We start from the raw sequence: 16160 nt of genomic DNA, 5'->3' as shown, positions 1-16160 counted from the left end.
GGGATGTTAGCGCTGGTTGGACCTGACCGGGCTTGCAAGAGTGAGTTGCCCGACCATGCCATGACATCCGCTCGAGAGCGCCGCAAGGGAGATCAAGTCTCGGGGACGAGGCCGCGCTCGGCCAGCCACTCCGTCAACCGTTCCACCACTTCCGGTATCTTCAGGCTCGTGGTGTCAAGCGTGATGGCATCATCGGCCGGCTTGAGCGGTGCCACGCTGCGCTGCATGTCGCGTGCATCGCGTGCCTGAATTTCCTTCAAAAGACTCGATAGACTAGCATCCACCCCCGCCTCCTGCAACTGGAGACGGCGCCTGCGCGCGCGCTCCTCGGCGCTTGCGGTGAGGAACACCTTGAGCTCGGCATCGGGGAAAACCACGGTGCCCATATCGCGCCCGTCGGCGACCAGCCCGGGGGGCTTCTTGAAGTCGCGCTGACGCTGCAGCAGCGCCTGGCGCACGCCATTCAGGGCGGCAACCTGAGAGGCGGCATCCCCCACCTGCTCGGTGCGAATGTCATTGCCGACCTCGCTCCCCTCGAGCATCACGCGAGTCCTGCCCTCTTCGGCGAGAAAGGCCACATCGAGCTCTGCGGCCAACCGCTCCAGCGACGGCTCGTCGTCCAGCGCCACGCCGTGACGCAGGGCCGCCAGCGCCGTGAGGCGGTAGAGCGCGCCGCTGTCGAGCAGGTGCCAGCCCAGGCGCTCGGCGACCAGGCGGCTGATGGTACCCTTGCCGGCACCACCGGGTCCGTCCAGTGTCAGCACCTTGGCATCGTTCATGCCCTCACCTCTTGCGTCTCTTCGCTGACTCTGAGGCCGACCGCACGGGCAAGTTCCGTGAAGCCGGGGAACGACGTGGCGACGTTGGCACAGTCGTCGATGACGATTTCCTCGCCGGCACGCAGTGAAGCCACCACGAAGGCCATCGCGATGCGGTGGTCGCCCAGGCTGTCGATGCGCCCGCCGCCGTAGGCCACGTCGTGATCGCCGGCACCGACGATGTCGATGCCGTCCTCGCGTACGGTGTGCTCGACGCCCAGCGTCGCCAGGCCATCGGCCATTGCCTGGATACGATCGGACTCCTTGACCCTCAACTCTTCGGCACCACGCAGTCGGGTGGTACCGTTGGCGCAGGCAGCCGCGATGAACAGCGCTGGGAATTCGTCGATGGCCAGGGGCACCTGGTCGACGGGGATGTCGATACCCTTGAGCGGGGCATAGCGGATATGCAGGTCGGCCACCGGCTCGCCGCCTACCTCGCGCTCGTTGGTCAGGCGCAGATCGGCCCCCATCAGCTTGAGGATGTTGATCACGCCGATGCGCGTGGGATTGATGCCGACATGCTCGAGCACCAGGTTGGAGCCCGGAGTGATCGCCGCGGCCACCAGGAAGAAGGTCGCCGAGGAGATGTCCGAGGGTACGTCGATGGGTGCAGCGGTGAGCTTGCCGCCCCCGCGCAGCCAGCAGGTATCGCCTTCGCGCTGAACTTCATAACCGAAGCCGGACAGCATGCGTTCGGTGTGGTCACGGGTGGGGGCCGGCTCGCGCACGCGCGTTTCGCCTTCGGCATAGAGACCGGCGAGCAGCAGGCAGGATTTCACTTGGGCGCTGGCCATGGGCATGTCGTAGGTGATGCCCTTGAGCGCCTGGCCGCCGTGGATCTTGAGCGGTGGGCGACCGCCCTCGGCGGTATCTATCTTCGCCCCCATCAACCGCAGCGGGTCGGCCACTCGCCCCATGGGGCGTTTGGTCAACGAGGCGTCGCCGATCAGTTCGGTATCGAAGGCCTGCCCCGCCAACAAGCCGGCGAACAGGCGCATGGCGGTACCGGCGTTGCCCACATAGAGCGGTCCGGAGGGCGCCTTGAGCCCGTGCATGCCGACGCCGTGCACGATGACCCGCCCCTGGTGCGGACCTTCGATCGCCACGCCCATTTCGCGAAACGCCTGGAGGGTAGCCAGGCTGTCCTCCCCTTCCAGAAAGCCCTTCACTTCGGTGATACCCTCGGCCAGCGCACCGAGCATGATCGAACGATGAGAAATCGACTTGTCGCCCGGCACGCGAATGCGGCCGGCCACACGGCCACCGGGCGCCGCCCGGAAGGTGAGTCTGCCTTGTTCTTGCATCTGGTATTCCGCCTGATAACTGGTCTGGTTCAGCAGAGTGTCGAAATAGTGTCGTGCATGGCTGGCACGGTCGAAGATGGAGAGCATAGCATCGCCGTCGCCCGCTTCCACCGCCCGACGCAACCGACCGAGCCCGGCCTCGAAATCGTCGAGGGAGGCCAGCACCGCGTCGCGGTTGGCAGTGAAGATGTCGCGCCACATCACCGGGTCGCTGCCGGCGATACGGGTGAAGTCGCGAAAGCCGCCGGCGGCATAGCGAAAGATCTCCAGCCGCTCGTCCTGGCGCGCCAGTGTATCCACCAGCGAGAACGCCAGCAGATGCGGCAGGTGGCTGGTACGCGCCAGCACCTGATCGTGACGGTCGACGTCCATCTGAAGCACGTCGGCGCCACAGGCACACCACATGGCTTTTACCCGAGCCACGGCAGCGGGCGCCGTCTCGCCAGCGGGCGTGAGGATGACTTTGTGGTTGACGTAGAGCTTGGGGTCGGCCGCCGCCACGCCGCTCTTCTCGGAGCCGGCGATGGGATGCCCCAGCACCAGCCCGGCCGGCAGGCAACCGAACGCTGCCAGGGCGCAGTCACGTACCGCGGCCTTGGTGCTGCCGACATCGGTGATCGCCACCCGCGGGGAGTCACCCTCCAGCGCCTCCGGCGGCAGCGCCGCGGCGAGTTCGGCCATCACGCCGTGCATGGCCAGCACCGGCACCGCCAGCACGATCAGCGTAGCCCCTTCCACCAGCGGCGTGAGCCGGGTGTCGCCCGAATCGATCAGGCCCATCTCGACGCCGCGCTCGATCTCGCTGCGATCCGGGTCGCAAGCGATGATTTCTACCGGCCCGGAGCCCTCGGCGGGCGTGCCATGAAAGCCGGCGGCACGCAGCGCAGCGGCCAGCGAGCCGCCGATCAGCCCCAGGCCGACGATGAGGATGCGCGCTTCATTGGGTGGGGTCGTACCGCCCACCACGCTTACAGCACACCCACGGGGTAGGAGCCGAGCACCTTCACCTCGGAGGCGCGCAGGCGCACCTCCTCGAGTACCGCGGCTACCCGAGGCTCATCCACGTGGCCCTTGAAGTCGATGAAGAAGACGTAGTTCCACACCCCGGTGCGCGAGGGCCGCGTCTCCAGGCGCGTGAGGTCGATGCTATGGCGATGGAACGGTTCGAGCAGATCGTGCAGCGCGCCGGGCTGGTTGCGCATGGCGACGACGATGGAGGTCTTGTCCTCGCCGGACATCGGCACGTGCTGGCTGCCGATGATCAGGAAGCGCGTGGAGTTGTCGGGGCGGTCCTCGATCTTCTCGGCGACCTTCTCCAGGCCGTAGAGCTTGGCCGCCATGTCGCCGGCGATGGCCGCGCTGTGCCACTCGCTCTTGATCATCCGTGCCGCCTCGGCATTGGACGACACCGGCACGCGCTCGGCGCGCGGGTAGTGGGCGTCGAGCCACTTGCGGCACTGCGCCAAGGACTGCGGGTGCGAATAGACCCGCGAGACCTTGTCGCGCAGCGTGGTTTCGGCCACCAGCAGGTGGTGGTGGATGCGCAGCACCACCTCGCCACAGATGCGGATCGAGGAGTCCATGAACGAATCCAGCGTGTGGCTGACCACGCCCTCGGTGGAGTTCTCCACCGGCACCACGCCGTAGTTGACCGCCCCCGCTTCCACCTCACGGAACACCTCGTCGATGGCGGCCATGGGCATGCTCACCGCGCTTTCGCCGAAGTGCTTGAGTGCGGCCTGCTGGGTGAAAGTGCCCTCGGGGCCCAGGTAGGCCACCTTGGTGGGTTGCTCCAGCGCCAGGCAGGCGGACATGATCTCGCGGAACAGCCGCGCCATCTCCTCGCTGTTGAGCGGCCCCGGATTGAGTTCCATGATCCGGCGCAGCACCTGGGCCTCGCGCTCGGGGCGATAGAACACGGCACCCGGGTCGCTCTTGGTCTTGACCTCGGCGACCTGCTTGGCGCACTCGGCACGCGCACTGATCAGGCGCAGGATCTCGTTGTCGAGCGAATCGATACGTTCGCGCAGCGAGTCGAGGTTGGTGGGGCTATCGGTCATGGCTTATCCCCTGCGTTGCTCGAAGTCGGCCATGAAGTCGATCAGCGTATCGACGGCCGCTTCCGGTACGGCGTTGTAGAGGCTCGCCCGCATGCCACCGACGCTGCGGTGCCCCTTGAGGTTGAGCAGCCCGGCTTCCTCGGCCTCGGCCAGGAACGCCTTGTCTAGGCGTTCGTCGGCGAGGACGAAGGGAACGTTCATGCGCGAGCGGTTGCGCAGCGCGATGGGATTGGAGTAGAGGCCGCTGGCGTCGATGGCCGCGTAGAGCTTGGCTGCCTTGCGCGCGTTGATCGCGGCCATGGCCTCGAGCCCACCGATGTCATGCCTGAGCCACTGGAACACCAGCCCCGCCAGGTACCAGGCGTAAGTGGGCGGGGTATTCACCATCGAGCCCGCCTCGGCCACGGCCTGGTAATCGAACAGGCTGGGGATGCGCTCACAGCGGCGGTCGAGCAGATCGTCGCGCACCAGCACCAGGGTGAGGCCGGCCGGGCCGATGTTTTTCTGCGCCCCGGCGTAAATCAAGCCGAAGCGAGAGACGTCGAGTGGTTCGGCCAGAATGCTCGAGGAGTAGTCGCACACCAGTGGCACGTTCACATCGGGGATGTAGTCGAACTCGAGCCCGCCGATAGTCTCGTTGGCGGTATAGTGCAGGTAGGCTGCATCCGCGGAAAGCGACAATTCGGCCTGGGTCGGCACCTCGGTGTGACCGCTGGGCTCGCTGGAGCCCGCCGTATGCACGGCGAAGCCGAGCTGCCGGGCTTCTGCCAGTGCTTTCTTGCCCCAGATGCCGGTATACAGGAAGTTGGCCGCCCCGCCCTGCCCCAGCAGGTTCATCGGCACCATGGAGAACTGCAGGCTGGCACCTCCCTGCAGGAACAGCACCTTGTAGTTCTCGGGCACGGCGAGCAGTTCGCGAAGGTCGGCTTCGGCCTGCTCGGCGATGGCGACGAACTCCGGCGAGCGGTGGCTCATCTCCATTACCGAGAGCCCGCGACCCTGGTAGTCGAGCAGCTCTTCCCTTGCGCGTTCCAGCACTGGGGTGGGCAGCGCCGCGGGACCGGCGCAGAAGTTATAGTGGCGTGTCATCAGCGTGGTGTTCCGTCTCAGCTCAAGCTTGGTTACTTGACCGACACGCGATGAGCTGATCCGTCGACAAGCCTTCGTGAGGGCGCTGTGAACCCCTCCCTGGGCGCTACTTTTGCCTTCCATGGCAAAAGACCCTCACTTCGGCTTGCCCCCGGCGCTCATCGCTCGGCATTCTGCGGCAGGCCTTATTCGTCGTTGTGGCTTTCGTCTGCACCGCCGTTTGCGTCCGCTTCCGGACCGTCCTGCCGCCCGGCTTGCGGCGCATCCTCCGGGGCATGCTCGGCATCGTTCTCGGGCTCGACCTCCACCTCGGCCTCCGCTTCGGGCTCGTCGATGCGCACGGTCTTGACCAGCTTCTCGTCGTTGCCCAGGCGAATCAACATCACGCCCTGGGTGTTGCGCGAGGTGATCGAGACCTCATCGACACGGGTCCGGACCAGGGTGCCACGGTCGGTGATCAGCATCATCTCGTCGGCGGAGTAGACCTGCATGGCCGCCACCAGGGAGCCGTTGCGCTCACTGGTCTGCATGGCGATGACACCCTGACCGCCACGCCCGCGCAGCGGGAACTCCTCGAGACGGGTGCGCTTGCCGTAGCCGTTCTCGGAAGCGGTGAGGATGTAGATTTGCCCACCGTTGCCGTTCTCGAGCGTCGCAGCCTCTTCGCCTTCCGTCTCGCTGTCGGCGTCGGCGTCGATCTGCTGGCTCTTGGGAATGATCAGGCTGATCACCTCGGCATCGCCCAGCAGTTTCATGCCGCGTACGCCGCGTGCGGTACGCCCCATGGCGCGCACGTTGCTCTCTTCGAAGCGGATCGCCTTGCCATTGGACGACAGCATCATGACATGGTCGTTGCCCGAAGTGATGGCGGCCCCCACCAGGCGGTCGCCCTCTTCGATGTCGATGGCGATCAGGCCCACGCTGCGTGGCCGCGAGAACTGGTCGAGGCTGGTGCGCTTGACCGTGCCCTTGGCAGTGGCGAAGAAGATGTAGCAGTCGGGGCTGTAGTCCTTCACCGGCATGATGGCGTTGATCGACTCGCCTTCGTCCAGCGGCAGCAGATTGACCAGCGGTTTGCCACGCGAGCCGCGGCTGGCCGCCGGCATCTCGTAGACCTTGAGCCAGTAGACCTTGCCCTTGTTGGAGAACAGCAGCACGGTGTCGTGAGTGGAGGCCACCAGCAGGTGCTCGATGACGTCCTCGTCCTTCATGCTGGTTGCCGACTTGCCGCGTCCGCCGCGGCGCTGGGCCTGGTAATCGGAGAGCGGCTGGGTCTTGGCGTAACCGGTACGCGAGACCGTGACCACCATGTCCTCCTCGGCGATCAGGTCTTCGATGGAGAGGTCGAGGTGGCTGGCCTGGATCTCGGTGCGCCGCGGGTCGCCAAACTGGTCGCGCACCGCGGTGAGCTCCTCGCGAATCACTTCGAGCAGGCGCTCGCTGGAGGCCAGGATGGCCATCAGCTCGGCGATCTTCTCGAGAATGCCCAGGTACTCGTCGAGCAGCTTCTCGGTCTCGAGACCGGTGAGGCGATGCAGGCGCAGCTCGAGGATGGCCTGGGCCTGGGCCGGCGACAGGCGGTATTCGGTGCCGGTGGTATTGAGGCCGAACCCCTCCTCCAGCTCCTCGGGCTTGCACGAGGTGGCGCCGGCGCGCTCGAGCATGGCGGTGACCTGGCCGGGCTGCCAGACCTTGTCGAGCAGCTTCTCCTTGGCCTCGGCAGCGCTCGGCGAGGCCTTGATCAGCTCGATCACCTCGTCGATGTTGGAGATGGCAACGGCCAGGCCTTCGAGGATGTGGCCGCGCTCGCGGGCCTTCTTCAGCTCGTACAGGGTGCGCCGTGTGACCACTTCGCGACGATGGCGAATGAAGGCCTCGAGCACCTCCTTGAGGTTGAGGATCTTCGGCTGGCCATCCTCGATGGCGACCATGTTGATGCCGAAGACGTTCTGCAGCTGGGTCTGGGCGAAGAGATTGTTGACCACCACTTCGCCGGACTCGCCGCGCTTGACCTCGATCACCACGCGCAACCCATCCTTGTCGGATTCGTCGCGCAGTTCGGCGATGCCTTCGATCTTCTTGTCCTTGACCAGCTCGGCGATCTTCTCGATCAGCCGCGCCTTGTTCACCTGGTACGGCAGCTCGGTGACGATGATGTGGTCGCGGCCGGTCTTGTCGTCGTGCTCGATGGTGTGGCGGGCGCGCACGTAGATGCGCCCGCGACCGGTGCGATATGCCTCGAGGATGCCGGCGCGGCCATTGATGATGCCTGCCGTGGGGAAGTCGGGACCGGAGATGTACTCCATCAGGTCGTCGACGGTCAGGGTGTAGTCGTCGATCAACGCCAGGCAGCCGTTGATCACCTCGCCCATGTTGTGCGGCGGGATGTTGGTCGCCATGCCCACGGCAATGCCCGAGGAGCCATTGATCAGCAGGTTGGGCACCTTGGTCGGCAGCACATCGGGAATACGCTCGGTGCCGTCGTAGTTGTCGACCCAGTCGACGGTGTCCTTGTCGAGGTCGGCCAGCAGCTCGTGTGCCAACCGGGCCATGCGCACTTCGGTGTAACGCATGGCCGCGGCACTGTCGCCGTCGATGGAGCCGAAGTTGCCTTGGCCGTCGACCAGGACATGGCGCATGGAGAAGTCCTGGGCCATGCGCACGATGGTGTCGTAGACCGCGCTGTCACCGTGCGGGTGGTACTTACCGATGACATCGCCCACCACGCGGGCCGACTTCTTGTAGGGCTTGTTCCAGTCGTTGCCGAGTTCGTGCATGGCGAACAGCACGCGCCGATGCACCGGCTTGAGGCCGTCGCGCACGTCCGGCAGCGCACGGCCGATGATCACGCTCATCGCGTAGTCGAGGTACGACTGTTTCAGCTCGTCCTCGATATTGACTGGCAGAATCTCTCTGGCGATGTCACCCATGGGTTGTCGAGTCCTTTACGCTACAGCGATTTGGCACTAGGTAAACGCTCATTACGTAGCGCCATTAACAGCCTGCCATCATACCACTCCGGACGGCACAAAGGCAGCGTGAGGCGCATGCAAAGGATTCGCCGCACGGGAACGGGAGACAGGCGCGCGTCACGCCTCTTTCGGCAGTATCAACGGCACCAGCGCTTGGCGAATCTCGCCTTCGATGGGCATCGACTGCTGGGCACACACGTCGAGCAGGACGAAGGTAAGGTCGGCATCGACGATCTGCCGGCCGTCGCCGATGCGGCGGATCTCCTGATACAGGCGTGCGCTCCGGCTGCCCAGTTCGGCAATGCGCGTGAGTATTTCGAGGTCGTCGCCGGCCACCGCCGCCAGGCGATAATTGATGTTGAGATTGACCGCCACCAGCGCCGGGTTCCCGGTGGCGAAATGCCGGGCGAGATCGGGGCGATCGTCGAAGTAACCCCAGCGCCCCTCTTCCAGGAACTCCAGGTAACGGGCGTTGTTGACGTGGCCATAGCCATCCAGGTGGTAGCCGCGTACACGCAGAGTGACGCGGGAGATACGGTTGTCCATGGCAAGCCCCTTGGTTGTCAGATAATGATGCCGCTCGATTCTAGGCCTGCCGCCCCAGCGAATTCAAACAAGAGTTTGAATTCAGACAGGCCACGGCCACCGTTTGCCACTGGAACCCTGATGCCCCCTTCGCCATAATATGCGTCCTTTCGCTCAGGGATTTGCTCCATGTGGTTCAAGCACTTGCACCTATACCGCCTGCACGGGTCGGCGGAGATTCCGGCAGCCGACCTGGAAGCCGCCCTGGCCGAGCAGGTAGCGCGCACGCCCGGTAGCCAGGAAGCCAGGCGAGTGGGCTGGTGCCCTCCTGCCGGACGCGCCGGTACCGCGCTGTTGCACGAGCTGCAGGGACAGCGCCTGATGACCCTGCTGCGTCATGAGCGGCTGCTCCCCGCGGGTGTGGTGCGCGAGGAGCTGGAAGAACGTAGCGCCGACATCGAGGCTCGCGAGGGTCGCAAGCTGCGCCGCCAGGAGAAGCAAGAACTCAAGGAGCAGATATACGAGGAGCTGCTGCCGCGCGCTTTCATTCGCAGCCAGAAAGTCGACCTGTGGTGGGACACCCGGCGCCACCTGATCGCGGTGAACACCAGCTCACGCAAGCGCGCCGAAGAAGCCCTGGACCTGCTGCGCGAGACACTGGGCAGCCTCAAGGTGACGCCGCTGGCGACCCAGACCCTGCCGATGCGGGCGATGACGGAGTGGCTTGCCGAGGAAGGCTCACGCCCCGCTACGCTGCAGCTCGGCGATCAGGTCGAACTCAAGGCCAAGGGTGACGACGGCGTCTTGCGCGCCCGCCAGGTGGATCTGGACAGCGACGAGATCCAGCAGTTGCTCTCCGCCGGTCGGCAGGCCAGCCGCCTGGGCCTCGAGATCGAGGGCCGTCTCGCCTATGTGCTGCACGACGACCTGACGCTCAAGTCCCTGCGCTTCAGCGATGCCTTGATCGACGAGGCGGGAGAGATCGAGGACGATGGAGATGCCGTCGTGCGCCTCGAAGCCGACTTCATGCTGATGACCCAGGCCCTGGCCGAAGAGATAGAACAATTGATCGCATGGCTGGGCGGCGAGGCCAATGCCGCTCCACAGGCGAGTGAATGATCCAACCCGGCAACCAAGACACACCGATGACCGACACCGCAACAGGCACGACTCCAACGGATCCCTGGGCAGACATCCGCCCCTACCGGGACGACGAGGTAGCAGCGGTTTTGGCGAACCTGGCCAGCAACCGCGAACTGCTGGACGCCCTGACCCGCTATCGCCTGCCACGCCTGAGCCGAACGCTGCCCTGGCTGGCCCGCACTCTGGCGTCTTACGTCATTCGCCGCGAAACGCGCGACGTGGCCAGCGTGCACGATTTCCAGATGCGCGTGGCCCACTACATGGCACGCATGATCCGTACCTCCACTGACGACTTCAGTGTCGAAGGGCTGGAGCGGCTGAATCCCGACACCGCCTACCTGTTCATCGGCAACCATCGCGATATCTCGCTGGACCCGGCGTTCGTCAACTACGCCCTGCACCAGGCCGGACGCGATACCGTGCGCATCGCCATCGGCGACAATCTGCTCAAGAAGCCCTACGTGACCGATCTGATGCGGCTCAACAAGAGCTTCATCGTGCCACGCGCGTTGCGCGGCAAGCGTGCCATGCTGGCGGCCTACCAGAATCTCTCGAGCTACATTCGCCACTCGATTACCGCGGATAACCATTCGATCTGGATGGCTCAGCGTGAAGGGCGCGCCAAGGATGGCATCGACCGTACCGATACGGCCATCATCAAGATGCTGACCATGGCCAGGCGTCAGGAAGATCGCACCGCCCCCATCGGCGATGCCATCGCCGAACTGCGCATGGTACCGGTCTCGATCAGCTACGAGTACGACCCCTGCGACCTGCAGAAAGCGCGTGAACTACATGCCATTCATACCCACGGGCGCTATGAGAAGAGCGAGTACGAGGATATCCAGTCCATCGTGGCCGGCATCACCGGCCACAAGGGACGCGTGGAGCTGCGCTTCGGAGAGCCGCTGGGCACCGGTTTCGATACACCGGAAGCCGTGGCCGCCGAGATCGACCGTCAGGTAATAGGGGGCTATCATCTGTTTCCTAGCCACTACCTGGCACTGGAAGCCTTGGGCGATGCGCCCGAGCTCCTGGACATGAGCGAGGTCAGCGATGTCGACCGGGCACGTTTCCAGGCGCGGCTGAACGAGGTACCCGCCGAGCTTCGCAACTGGTGGTTGGCACAGTATGCCAACCCGGTGCGCAACAAGGCCGCACTGCTCGAGAACAGCGACAAGCCCTCAGCGCGATGAACGCCACGTCACCATCACCTGCCCAAGGCAGCACCCTCAGTCGTCAGACCCAGGCTCGCGAGGCACATCGGGTCACCCTGATCGGCGCGGGGATCGATTGCCTCGTGGGGCTGCTCAAGCTCATCGCCGGCCTGCTGGTGGGCTCTGCCGCCTTGATCGCTGATGGCATTCACTCCTTTTCGGACCTGGTCACCGACGGCTTCGTGATGGCCGCCACCCACTTCGGGCGCCAGGCTCCGGACAGCGACCATCCTTATGGTCACGGCCGCATCGAGACGCTGGCGACGCTATGGCTGGGCAGCGTGCTGATTTTCGTTGCTGGCGGCATCGCCTGGGCCAGCCTCTCACGCCTGCTGGCCGGAGAGCCCATCCCTGCCCCCGGACTCTGGGCCATCGGCGTGGCCGTGGTATCCCTGGCTGCCAAGGAGTGGATCTTCCGCTATACGATGATAGTGGCCAGGCGGGTGCGTTCACGGCTGCTCGAGGCCAATGCCTGGCATTCCCGCTCGGATGCGCTCTCCACCGGCGTGGTTTTGGTCGGCTTGGTGGCCGCGCAGTTCGGTATCGGCTGGGTCGATGCGGTGGCCGCGATCATCGTCGGCGTCATGGTGGGCCAGGTGGGCTGGCGACTGCTGTGGGAATCCGGCCGGGAGCTGATCGACACCGCCCTGCCTGAAAGTGACCAGGAGCAGATGAAGGCTATTGCCGAGGCGGTCCCCGGCGTGGATAGCGTGCACGACCTGCGCACCCGTTCCGTGGGCAGCCACGTCGTCCTTGATCTGCATATCGTGGTTCCGCCACGGCTGACCGTTTCCGAGGCCCACGAGATCGGCAATGCGGTGAGCCGCCAGCTGCGCAACGCCTACCCCGAGCTGGCCGACGTGACCTTCCATATCGACCCCGAAGATGATTCGGACCAGATCGAACATAGCCTGCGTCCAGGCCTGCCACTGCGCCAGGATGTGGAAAGCATGCTCGACGAGGCGTGGCGAGAGTGCCCCGTATGGCAGGATCGTGTTGCCCTGGACCTGCACTACCTGGCCGAACAGATCGACGTCTCGGTCTATGTGCATGAGCTGCCGCCCCGGCGCAGCCTGGAAGATGTCGCTCGCGAACTGCGCGAATCTTCACGAGAGCTGACCTGGCTGGGCAGGCTGCGAGTGTGGCAAGGTCCGGGCAAGGGGTAAAGCAACAACAACCACTATACAGCTGACACAAGTCTCCAAACACAAATTGAGTTTTCCCAGGCACTCTCATCTCTATATTTCTAAACCGGCTGGAAACAGAGCCGATTTCAGATTGCGCGCTCGTTTTCTCTTGATCGGGGCCTGCTATTGCCTGAAGAGCTAAGCTACGCAGGCCTCTGCTCGCGCCCTGTGGCATCCAGCATGCCCTCCATCTCGCTCTCTTCGACGCCGAGCATCTGCAGAATGTTGCGCTGGGCGGCGTTGAGGATGTGCTGGCGCTCCTGCTCGCTGGGCAAGCTCTTGGCGATGGCCACGGCGCCAACCAAGGAGGCGAGAATCACCCGGGACTTGTCGGCGATGATCTCGCGGTCGGGCTCGAACGGCAGCTTCTTCAGGCGGCTCAGGGCGATGAGGCGGGTTTCCAGCATCTTCTTCATGCGCAGGTAGGAGGCCTCGAAGAGCGTCCGAATCTCGGCGTTCTCATTGCCAATCTCATTGAACAGCACCGTCTCGGGCCCCGGCTTGTGCTTGCGTTCCAACTCCTGGAGGTTCCAGCAGTTGGCGACCAGCTCCGTCAGGTGCTTCACTGAGAGGGGCCCCTTGACCAACCGTGCCGCGCGGCTGCTCTCCAGGGTTTCGCGCACCGAGGCGTGGTAGAGCGCTTCCTTCGAGGCGAAGTGCGCATAGAAGGCGCCATGGGTCATCTTGGCCAGCTTCATGATCTGGCCGATGGAAACCTTCTCGAAGCCCTTGCGGCTGAATAGCTCGGTGGCCGACTTGAGGATGCGTTCCCGCGATTTGGCCTTGTGGTTCGTCGAGTAGGGCATGGCGACCTCACACTCCCACGCTGAATATTATCTTGATCATATCAACCTGACTGCTAGCGTGGCACAACCCCAAGCTGTTCAGGAAATTACCATGCAATCACCGCTAGTTATTACCGGCATGGGCATGATCAGCCCGCTTGGCTGCGGCGTCAAGGCAGGCTGGGAGCGCCTGCTTGCCGGCCGTTCCGGCCTCTCTGCGATCACCCGCTTCGATTCAGGCGAGCTACCGGTCAAGGTGGCAGGCTCGGTGCCCGGTATCGGGGACGATCCGGAAGCCGGCCTCGATCCGGATCGCGTGCTCGACGCCAAGGAGCGTCGCAAGCTGGAGCTGTTCAGCCTTTACGCCATGGCGGCCGCCGAAGAGGCGCTGACCCAGGCCAACTGGTTCCCTGAAAGCGATGAGCAGCGCCTTGCCACGGCCACCATCGTGGGCTCCGGCATCGGCGGCTTCCCCACCATCACCCAGGCGCAGAATACCCTCTCGACGCGCGGGCACCGCCGACTCTCCCCGTTCACCGTGCCGGCCTTCCTGGCCAACCTGGCGGCGGGCAACGTCTCGATCCGCTATGGTTTGCGCGGGCCGATCGGCTGCCCCGTCACGGCCTGTGCGGCCGGCGTGCAGGCAATCGGCGACGGCATGCGCATGATCCGCAGCGGCGAGGCCGACATAGCCCTGGTAGGCGGCGCCGAGGCCTGTATCGACCCGCTGTCGCTGGCCAGCTTTCACGCCATGAAGGCGCTCTCCACCGAGCAGGACGCCCCTGCCAAGGCATCGCGCCCGTTCGACCAGGGCCGCAACGGCTTCGTCATGGGCGAAGGTGCGGGGCTGCTGGTGATCGAAACCCTGGCCCACGCCGAGGCACGCGGGGCAACGCCGCTGGCCATTCTCAGCGGCTACGGCACCAGCGCCGATGCCCACCACATCACCGCCGGCCCCGAAGACGGCAGCGGTGCCGCGGCGGCCATTCGCGCGGCGCTTCTAATGGCGGGCATGACGCCCACCGATATCGACCACATCAACGCCCACGCCACCTCGACGCCGGTCGGCGACCGGGCCGAGATCGCCGCCCTGCGCAACGCCTTCGGCGACGCCCTCGCGGGCATTCCGATCTCCGCCACCAAATCCTCGACTGGCCATTTGCTGGGTGCCGCCGGCGGCGTGGAGAGCATCTTCTCCGTTCTCTCCGCCATGCACGACCGCCTGCCCCCTACCCTGAACCTGGAGAACCGAGACGAGGATCTGCACGACCTGGACATCATCTCGGGTGAGGCGCGCCAGCACGCGACCAAGCACGTACTGTGTAACGGCTTCGGCTTCGGCGGTGTGAATGCCGCGCTGATCGTGAGCAAGATTTAAGGTTCAGACCCTTACAAACACTAGAAACGACAACACCCCGAGCCATTTGCTGGCTCGGGGTGTTGGCTTGTTTTATTGATTTAAATTAGATTTTACCCAAGTACTGCATCTCGTCCAGCATGTGAGACGGCACGTCCTCAATCAGTACCAGAGTAATTTCTGACGCCCCTTCGTTCGTGGTAGCAACACTTTCGCCAAGCGAAGCTCGCTTCCAAATTTTGCTGCTAATCTGGAATAAGGAAAGACGAGGAGTTAAGGACAACTTCCACTACGATAATGACAATTCCGGCATGGCGCCCAAGGGAGCCTGGCGCCAAGGCCTGCGTGGAGCAGCGCCATGACAAAACGTCCTCCTTATACAACACGAACCCGTGGCATCCATGAGCTATACGCCGAGGATCCCGAAACGGCAGACCGCCTGCTGTGGGGCCGAGAAGTCGATCCACTGACCCGACGCGGTTTTCTGAAGCGCTCTAGCCTGCTGGCCATGGCCGCCGCTGTGGGCGGCTCCATTCCCTTTGCCGACCGCATGCCCGGCGGGCTCATCCCAGCCGCGTTAGCACAGAGTGACGAGCCCTTCTCTCTCGAAGGAAAGGAAGGGCTGACCGTCCTCAACGACCGCCCGATCAACGCCGAGACGCCCGCGCACCTGCTAGATGACGACATCACCCCGGCGGAGCACATGTTCGTGCGCAACAACGGTATACCGCCAGAGCTGGAAGACATCGACGCCGACAGCTGGGAACTGGAGATTGCCGGAGAGTCATGCGAGAACCCGCAGACATTCACCATTTCCGACCTCAAGGAACGCTTCGAGCAGCACACCCTGCAGCTGCAGGTTGAATGCGGTGGCAACGGGCGCAGCGAGTACGTACCCTCGGCTAGCGGCAACCAGTGGACGACCGGCGCAGTAGCCTGCCCGACCTTCACCGGCGTACGCCTGCGCGACGTACTGGAAGCCTGCGGAATCAAGGACGACGCCGTCTACATCGGATACTACGGCGCTGACCGTCATGCCAGTGGCAATCCCGATAAGGAGGCGATTTCACGCGGCGTGCCCATGGAGAAGGCGCTCGAAGACGAGTCGCTGATCGCCTGGGCCATGAATGACGAAGACATTCCCTATCTGAACGGCTACCCCCTGCGGCTCGTCTGCTCCGGCTGGCCGGGCTCCGTTTCCGGAAAATGGTTAAAGCGGATCGTGGTGCGCAACCAGAAGCACGACGGCGCCAAAATGGCGCCCCCCTCCTACAGCATACCCGAGCATCCGGTGGCGCCGGGCAGCGTGGTGCCCGACGAGGATTTCGTCACCATCGAGTCGATGCCGGTGAAGTCATTGGTTACCTATCCGCGCTCGGGTATCGAGCATGCTCTTGGCGAATCGTTGACGGTACGTGGCCATGCCTGGGCAGGCGATTTGTCGGTTGAGGAAGTCCATGTCTCCCTCGATTTCGGCGCCACTTGGCAGCAGGCCGACCTGCAGCCGCCACCCAATCGCCTCGCCTGGCAGCGCTGGTCAACCACGGTGGGGTTCCCGGAGCCCGGTTACTATGAAATCTGGGCCAAGGCCACCGATTCGGACGGGAGATCCCAACCCATGGTGGTACCGGGCTGGAATCCCAAGGGCTACCTCAACAATGCCTGCCACCGTATCGCGGTGCAGGTGACCTGAGGAGGTA

Annotated in this window: 12 protein-coding genes; 5 read left to right on the top strand and 7 right to left on the bottom strand. The window is 64.4% G+C overall.

What is annotated here, in order from left to right; translation table 11 throughout:
• Positions 1-92: 92 nt before the first annotated feature.
• The 6 genes from cmk to HNO53_RS09095 all read right to left on the bottom strand — a co-directional run bounded on the left by cmk (position 93) and on the right by HNO53_RS09095 (position 8792).
• Positions 93-779 carry a (d)CMP kinase gene (gene cmk / locus HNO53_RS09120; protein ID WP_209478002.1) on the bottom strand — a complete coding sequence of 229 codons (687 nt, stop codon included), beginning with the start codon at positions 777-779 and terminating at the stop codon, positions 93-95.
• Complete coding sequence (locus tag HNO53_RS09115) at positions 776-3091, bottom strand: bifunctional prephenate dehydrogenase/3-phosphoshikimate 1-carboxyvinyltransferase (protein WP_242597589.1); 2316 nt, start codon at positions 3089-3091, stop codon at positions 776-778. The genes cmk and HNO53_RS09115 overlap by 4 nt, the downstream gene beginning before the upstream one ends.
• Before the next feature lie 2 nt (positions 3092-3093).
• Positions 3094-4185: a prephenate dehydratase gene (pheA, locus tag HNO53_RS09110; RefSeq protein WP_209478001.1), complete on the bottom strand. Its 1092-nt coding sequence runs from the start codon at positions 4183-4185 to the stop codon at positions 3094-3096.
• A gap of 3 nt (positions 4186-4188) precedes the next feature.
• Positions 4189-5274 (bottom strand): 3-phosphoserine/phosphohydroxythreonine transaminase, encoded by a 1086-nt coding sequence (gene serC, locus HNO53_RS09105; protein WP_209477999.1) that lies wholly within the window; start codon positions 5272-5274, stop codon positions 4189-4191.
• A gap of 185 nt (positions 5275-5459) precedes the next feature.
• Positions 5460-8204, bottom strand: coding sequence for a DNA gyrase subunit A (gene gyrA / locus HNO53_RS09100; protein ID WP_209477997.1), 2745 nt, complete (start codon positions 8202-8204; stop codon positions 5460-5462).
• Between the two features lie 159 nt (positions 8205-8363).
• Positions 8364-8792 carry an acyl-CoA thioesterase gene (locus tag HNO53_RS09095; RefSeq protein WP_209477995.1) on the bottom strand — a complete coding sequence of 143 codons (429 nt, stop codon included), beginning with the start codon at positions 8790-8792 and terminating at the stop codon, positions 8364-8366.
• Between the two features lie 168 nt (positions 8793-8960).
• On the opposite strand from HNO53_RS09095, the gene HNO53_RS09090 reads away from it, so the two are divergent.
• From HNO53_RS09090 to HNO53_RS09080, 3 genes are read left to right on the top strand one after another with little or no spacing between them, the layout of a single operon-like run.
• Positions 8961-9890 carry a recombination-associated protein RdgC gene (locus tag HNO53_RS09090; protein WP_209477993.1) on the top strand — a complete coding sequence of 310 codons (930 nt, stop codon included), beginning with the start codon at positions 8961-8963 and terminating at the stop codon, positions 9888-9890.
• A 26-nt stretch (positions 9891-9916) separates the two neighbouring features.
• Positions 9917-11110 carry a 1-acyl-sn-glycerol-3-phosphate acyltransferase gene (locus HNO53_RS09085; protein ID WP_209477991.1) on the top strand — a complete coding sequence of 398 codons (1194 nt, stop codon included), beginning with the start codon at positions 9917-9919 and terminating at the stop codon, positions 11108-11110.
• A complete protein-coding gene (locus HNO53_RS09080; protein ID WP_209477989.1) occupies positions 11107-12297 on the top strand; it encodes a cation diffusion facilitator family transporter in 1191 nt (396 codons plus the stop codon). The genes HNO53_RS09085 and HNO53_RS09080 overlap by 4 nt, the downstream gene beginning before the upstream one ends.
• Positions 12298-12461: 164 nt before the next feature.
• Here the strand turns inward: HNO53_RS09080 and HNO53_RS09075 are convergent, their stop codons facing one another.
• Complete coding sequence (locus tag HNO53_RS09075) at positions 12462-13124, bottom strand: TetR/AcrR family transcriptional regulator (protein ID WP_209477987.1); 663 nt, start codon at positions 13122-13124, stop codon at positions 12462-12464.
• A 91-nt stretch (positions 13125-13215) separates the two neighbouring features.
• Here HNO53_RS09075 and fabF point away from each other — a divergent pair, with 91 nt between their 5' ends.
• Both fabF and HNO53_RS09065 read left to right on the top strand, forming a co-directional pair.
• Positions 13216-14481: a beta-ketoacyl-ACP synthase II gene (gene fabF / locus HNO53_RS09070; RefSeq protein ID WP_209477985.1), complete on the top strand. Its 1266-nt coding sequence runs from the start codon at positions 13216-13218 to the stop codon at positions 14479-14481.
• Between the two features lie 337 nt (positions 14482-14818).
• Entirely contained in the window at positions 14819-16153 is a 1335-nt protein-coding gene (locus tag HNO53_RS09065; protein WP_209477983.1) for a sulfite oxidase, read from the top strand.
• Positions 16154-16160 lie beyond the last annotated feature (7 nt).

Origin of the sequence: Billgrantia antri (assembly GCF_017868935.1) — a bacterium.
Taxonomy (GTDB): domain Bacteria; phylum Pseudomonadota; class Gammaproteobacteria; order Pseudomonadales; family Halomonadaceae; genus Halomonas; species Halomonas antri.
This window is presented reverse-complemented; position numbering and strand designations above follow the sequence as displayed.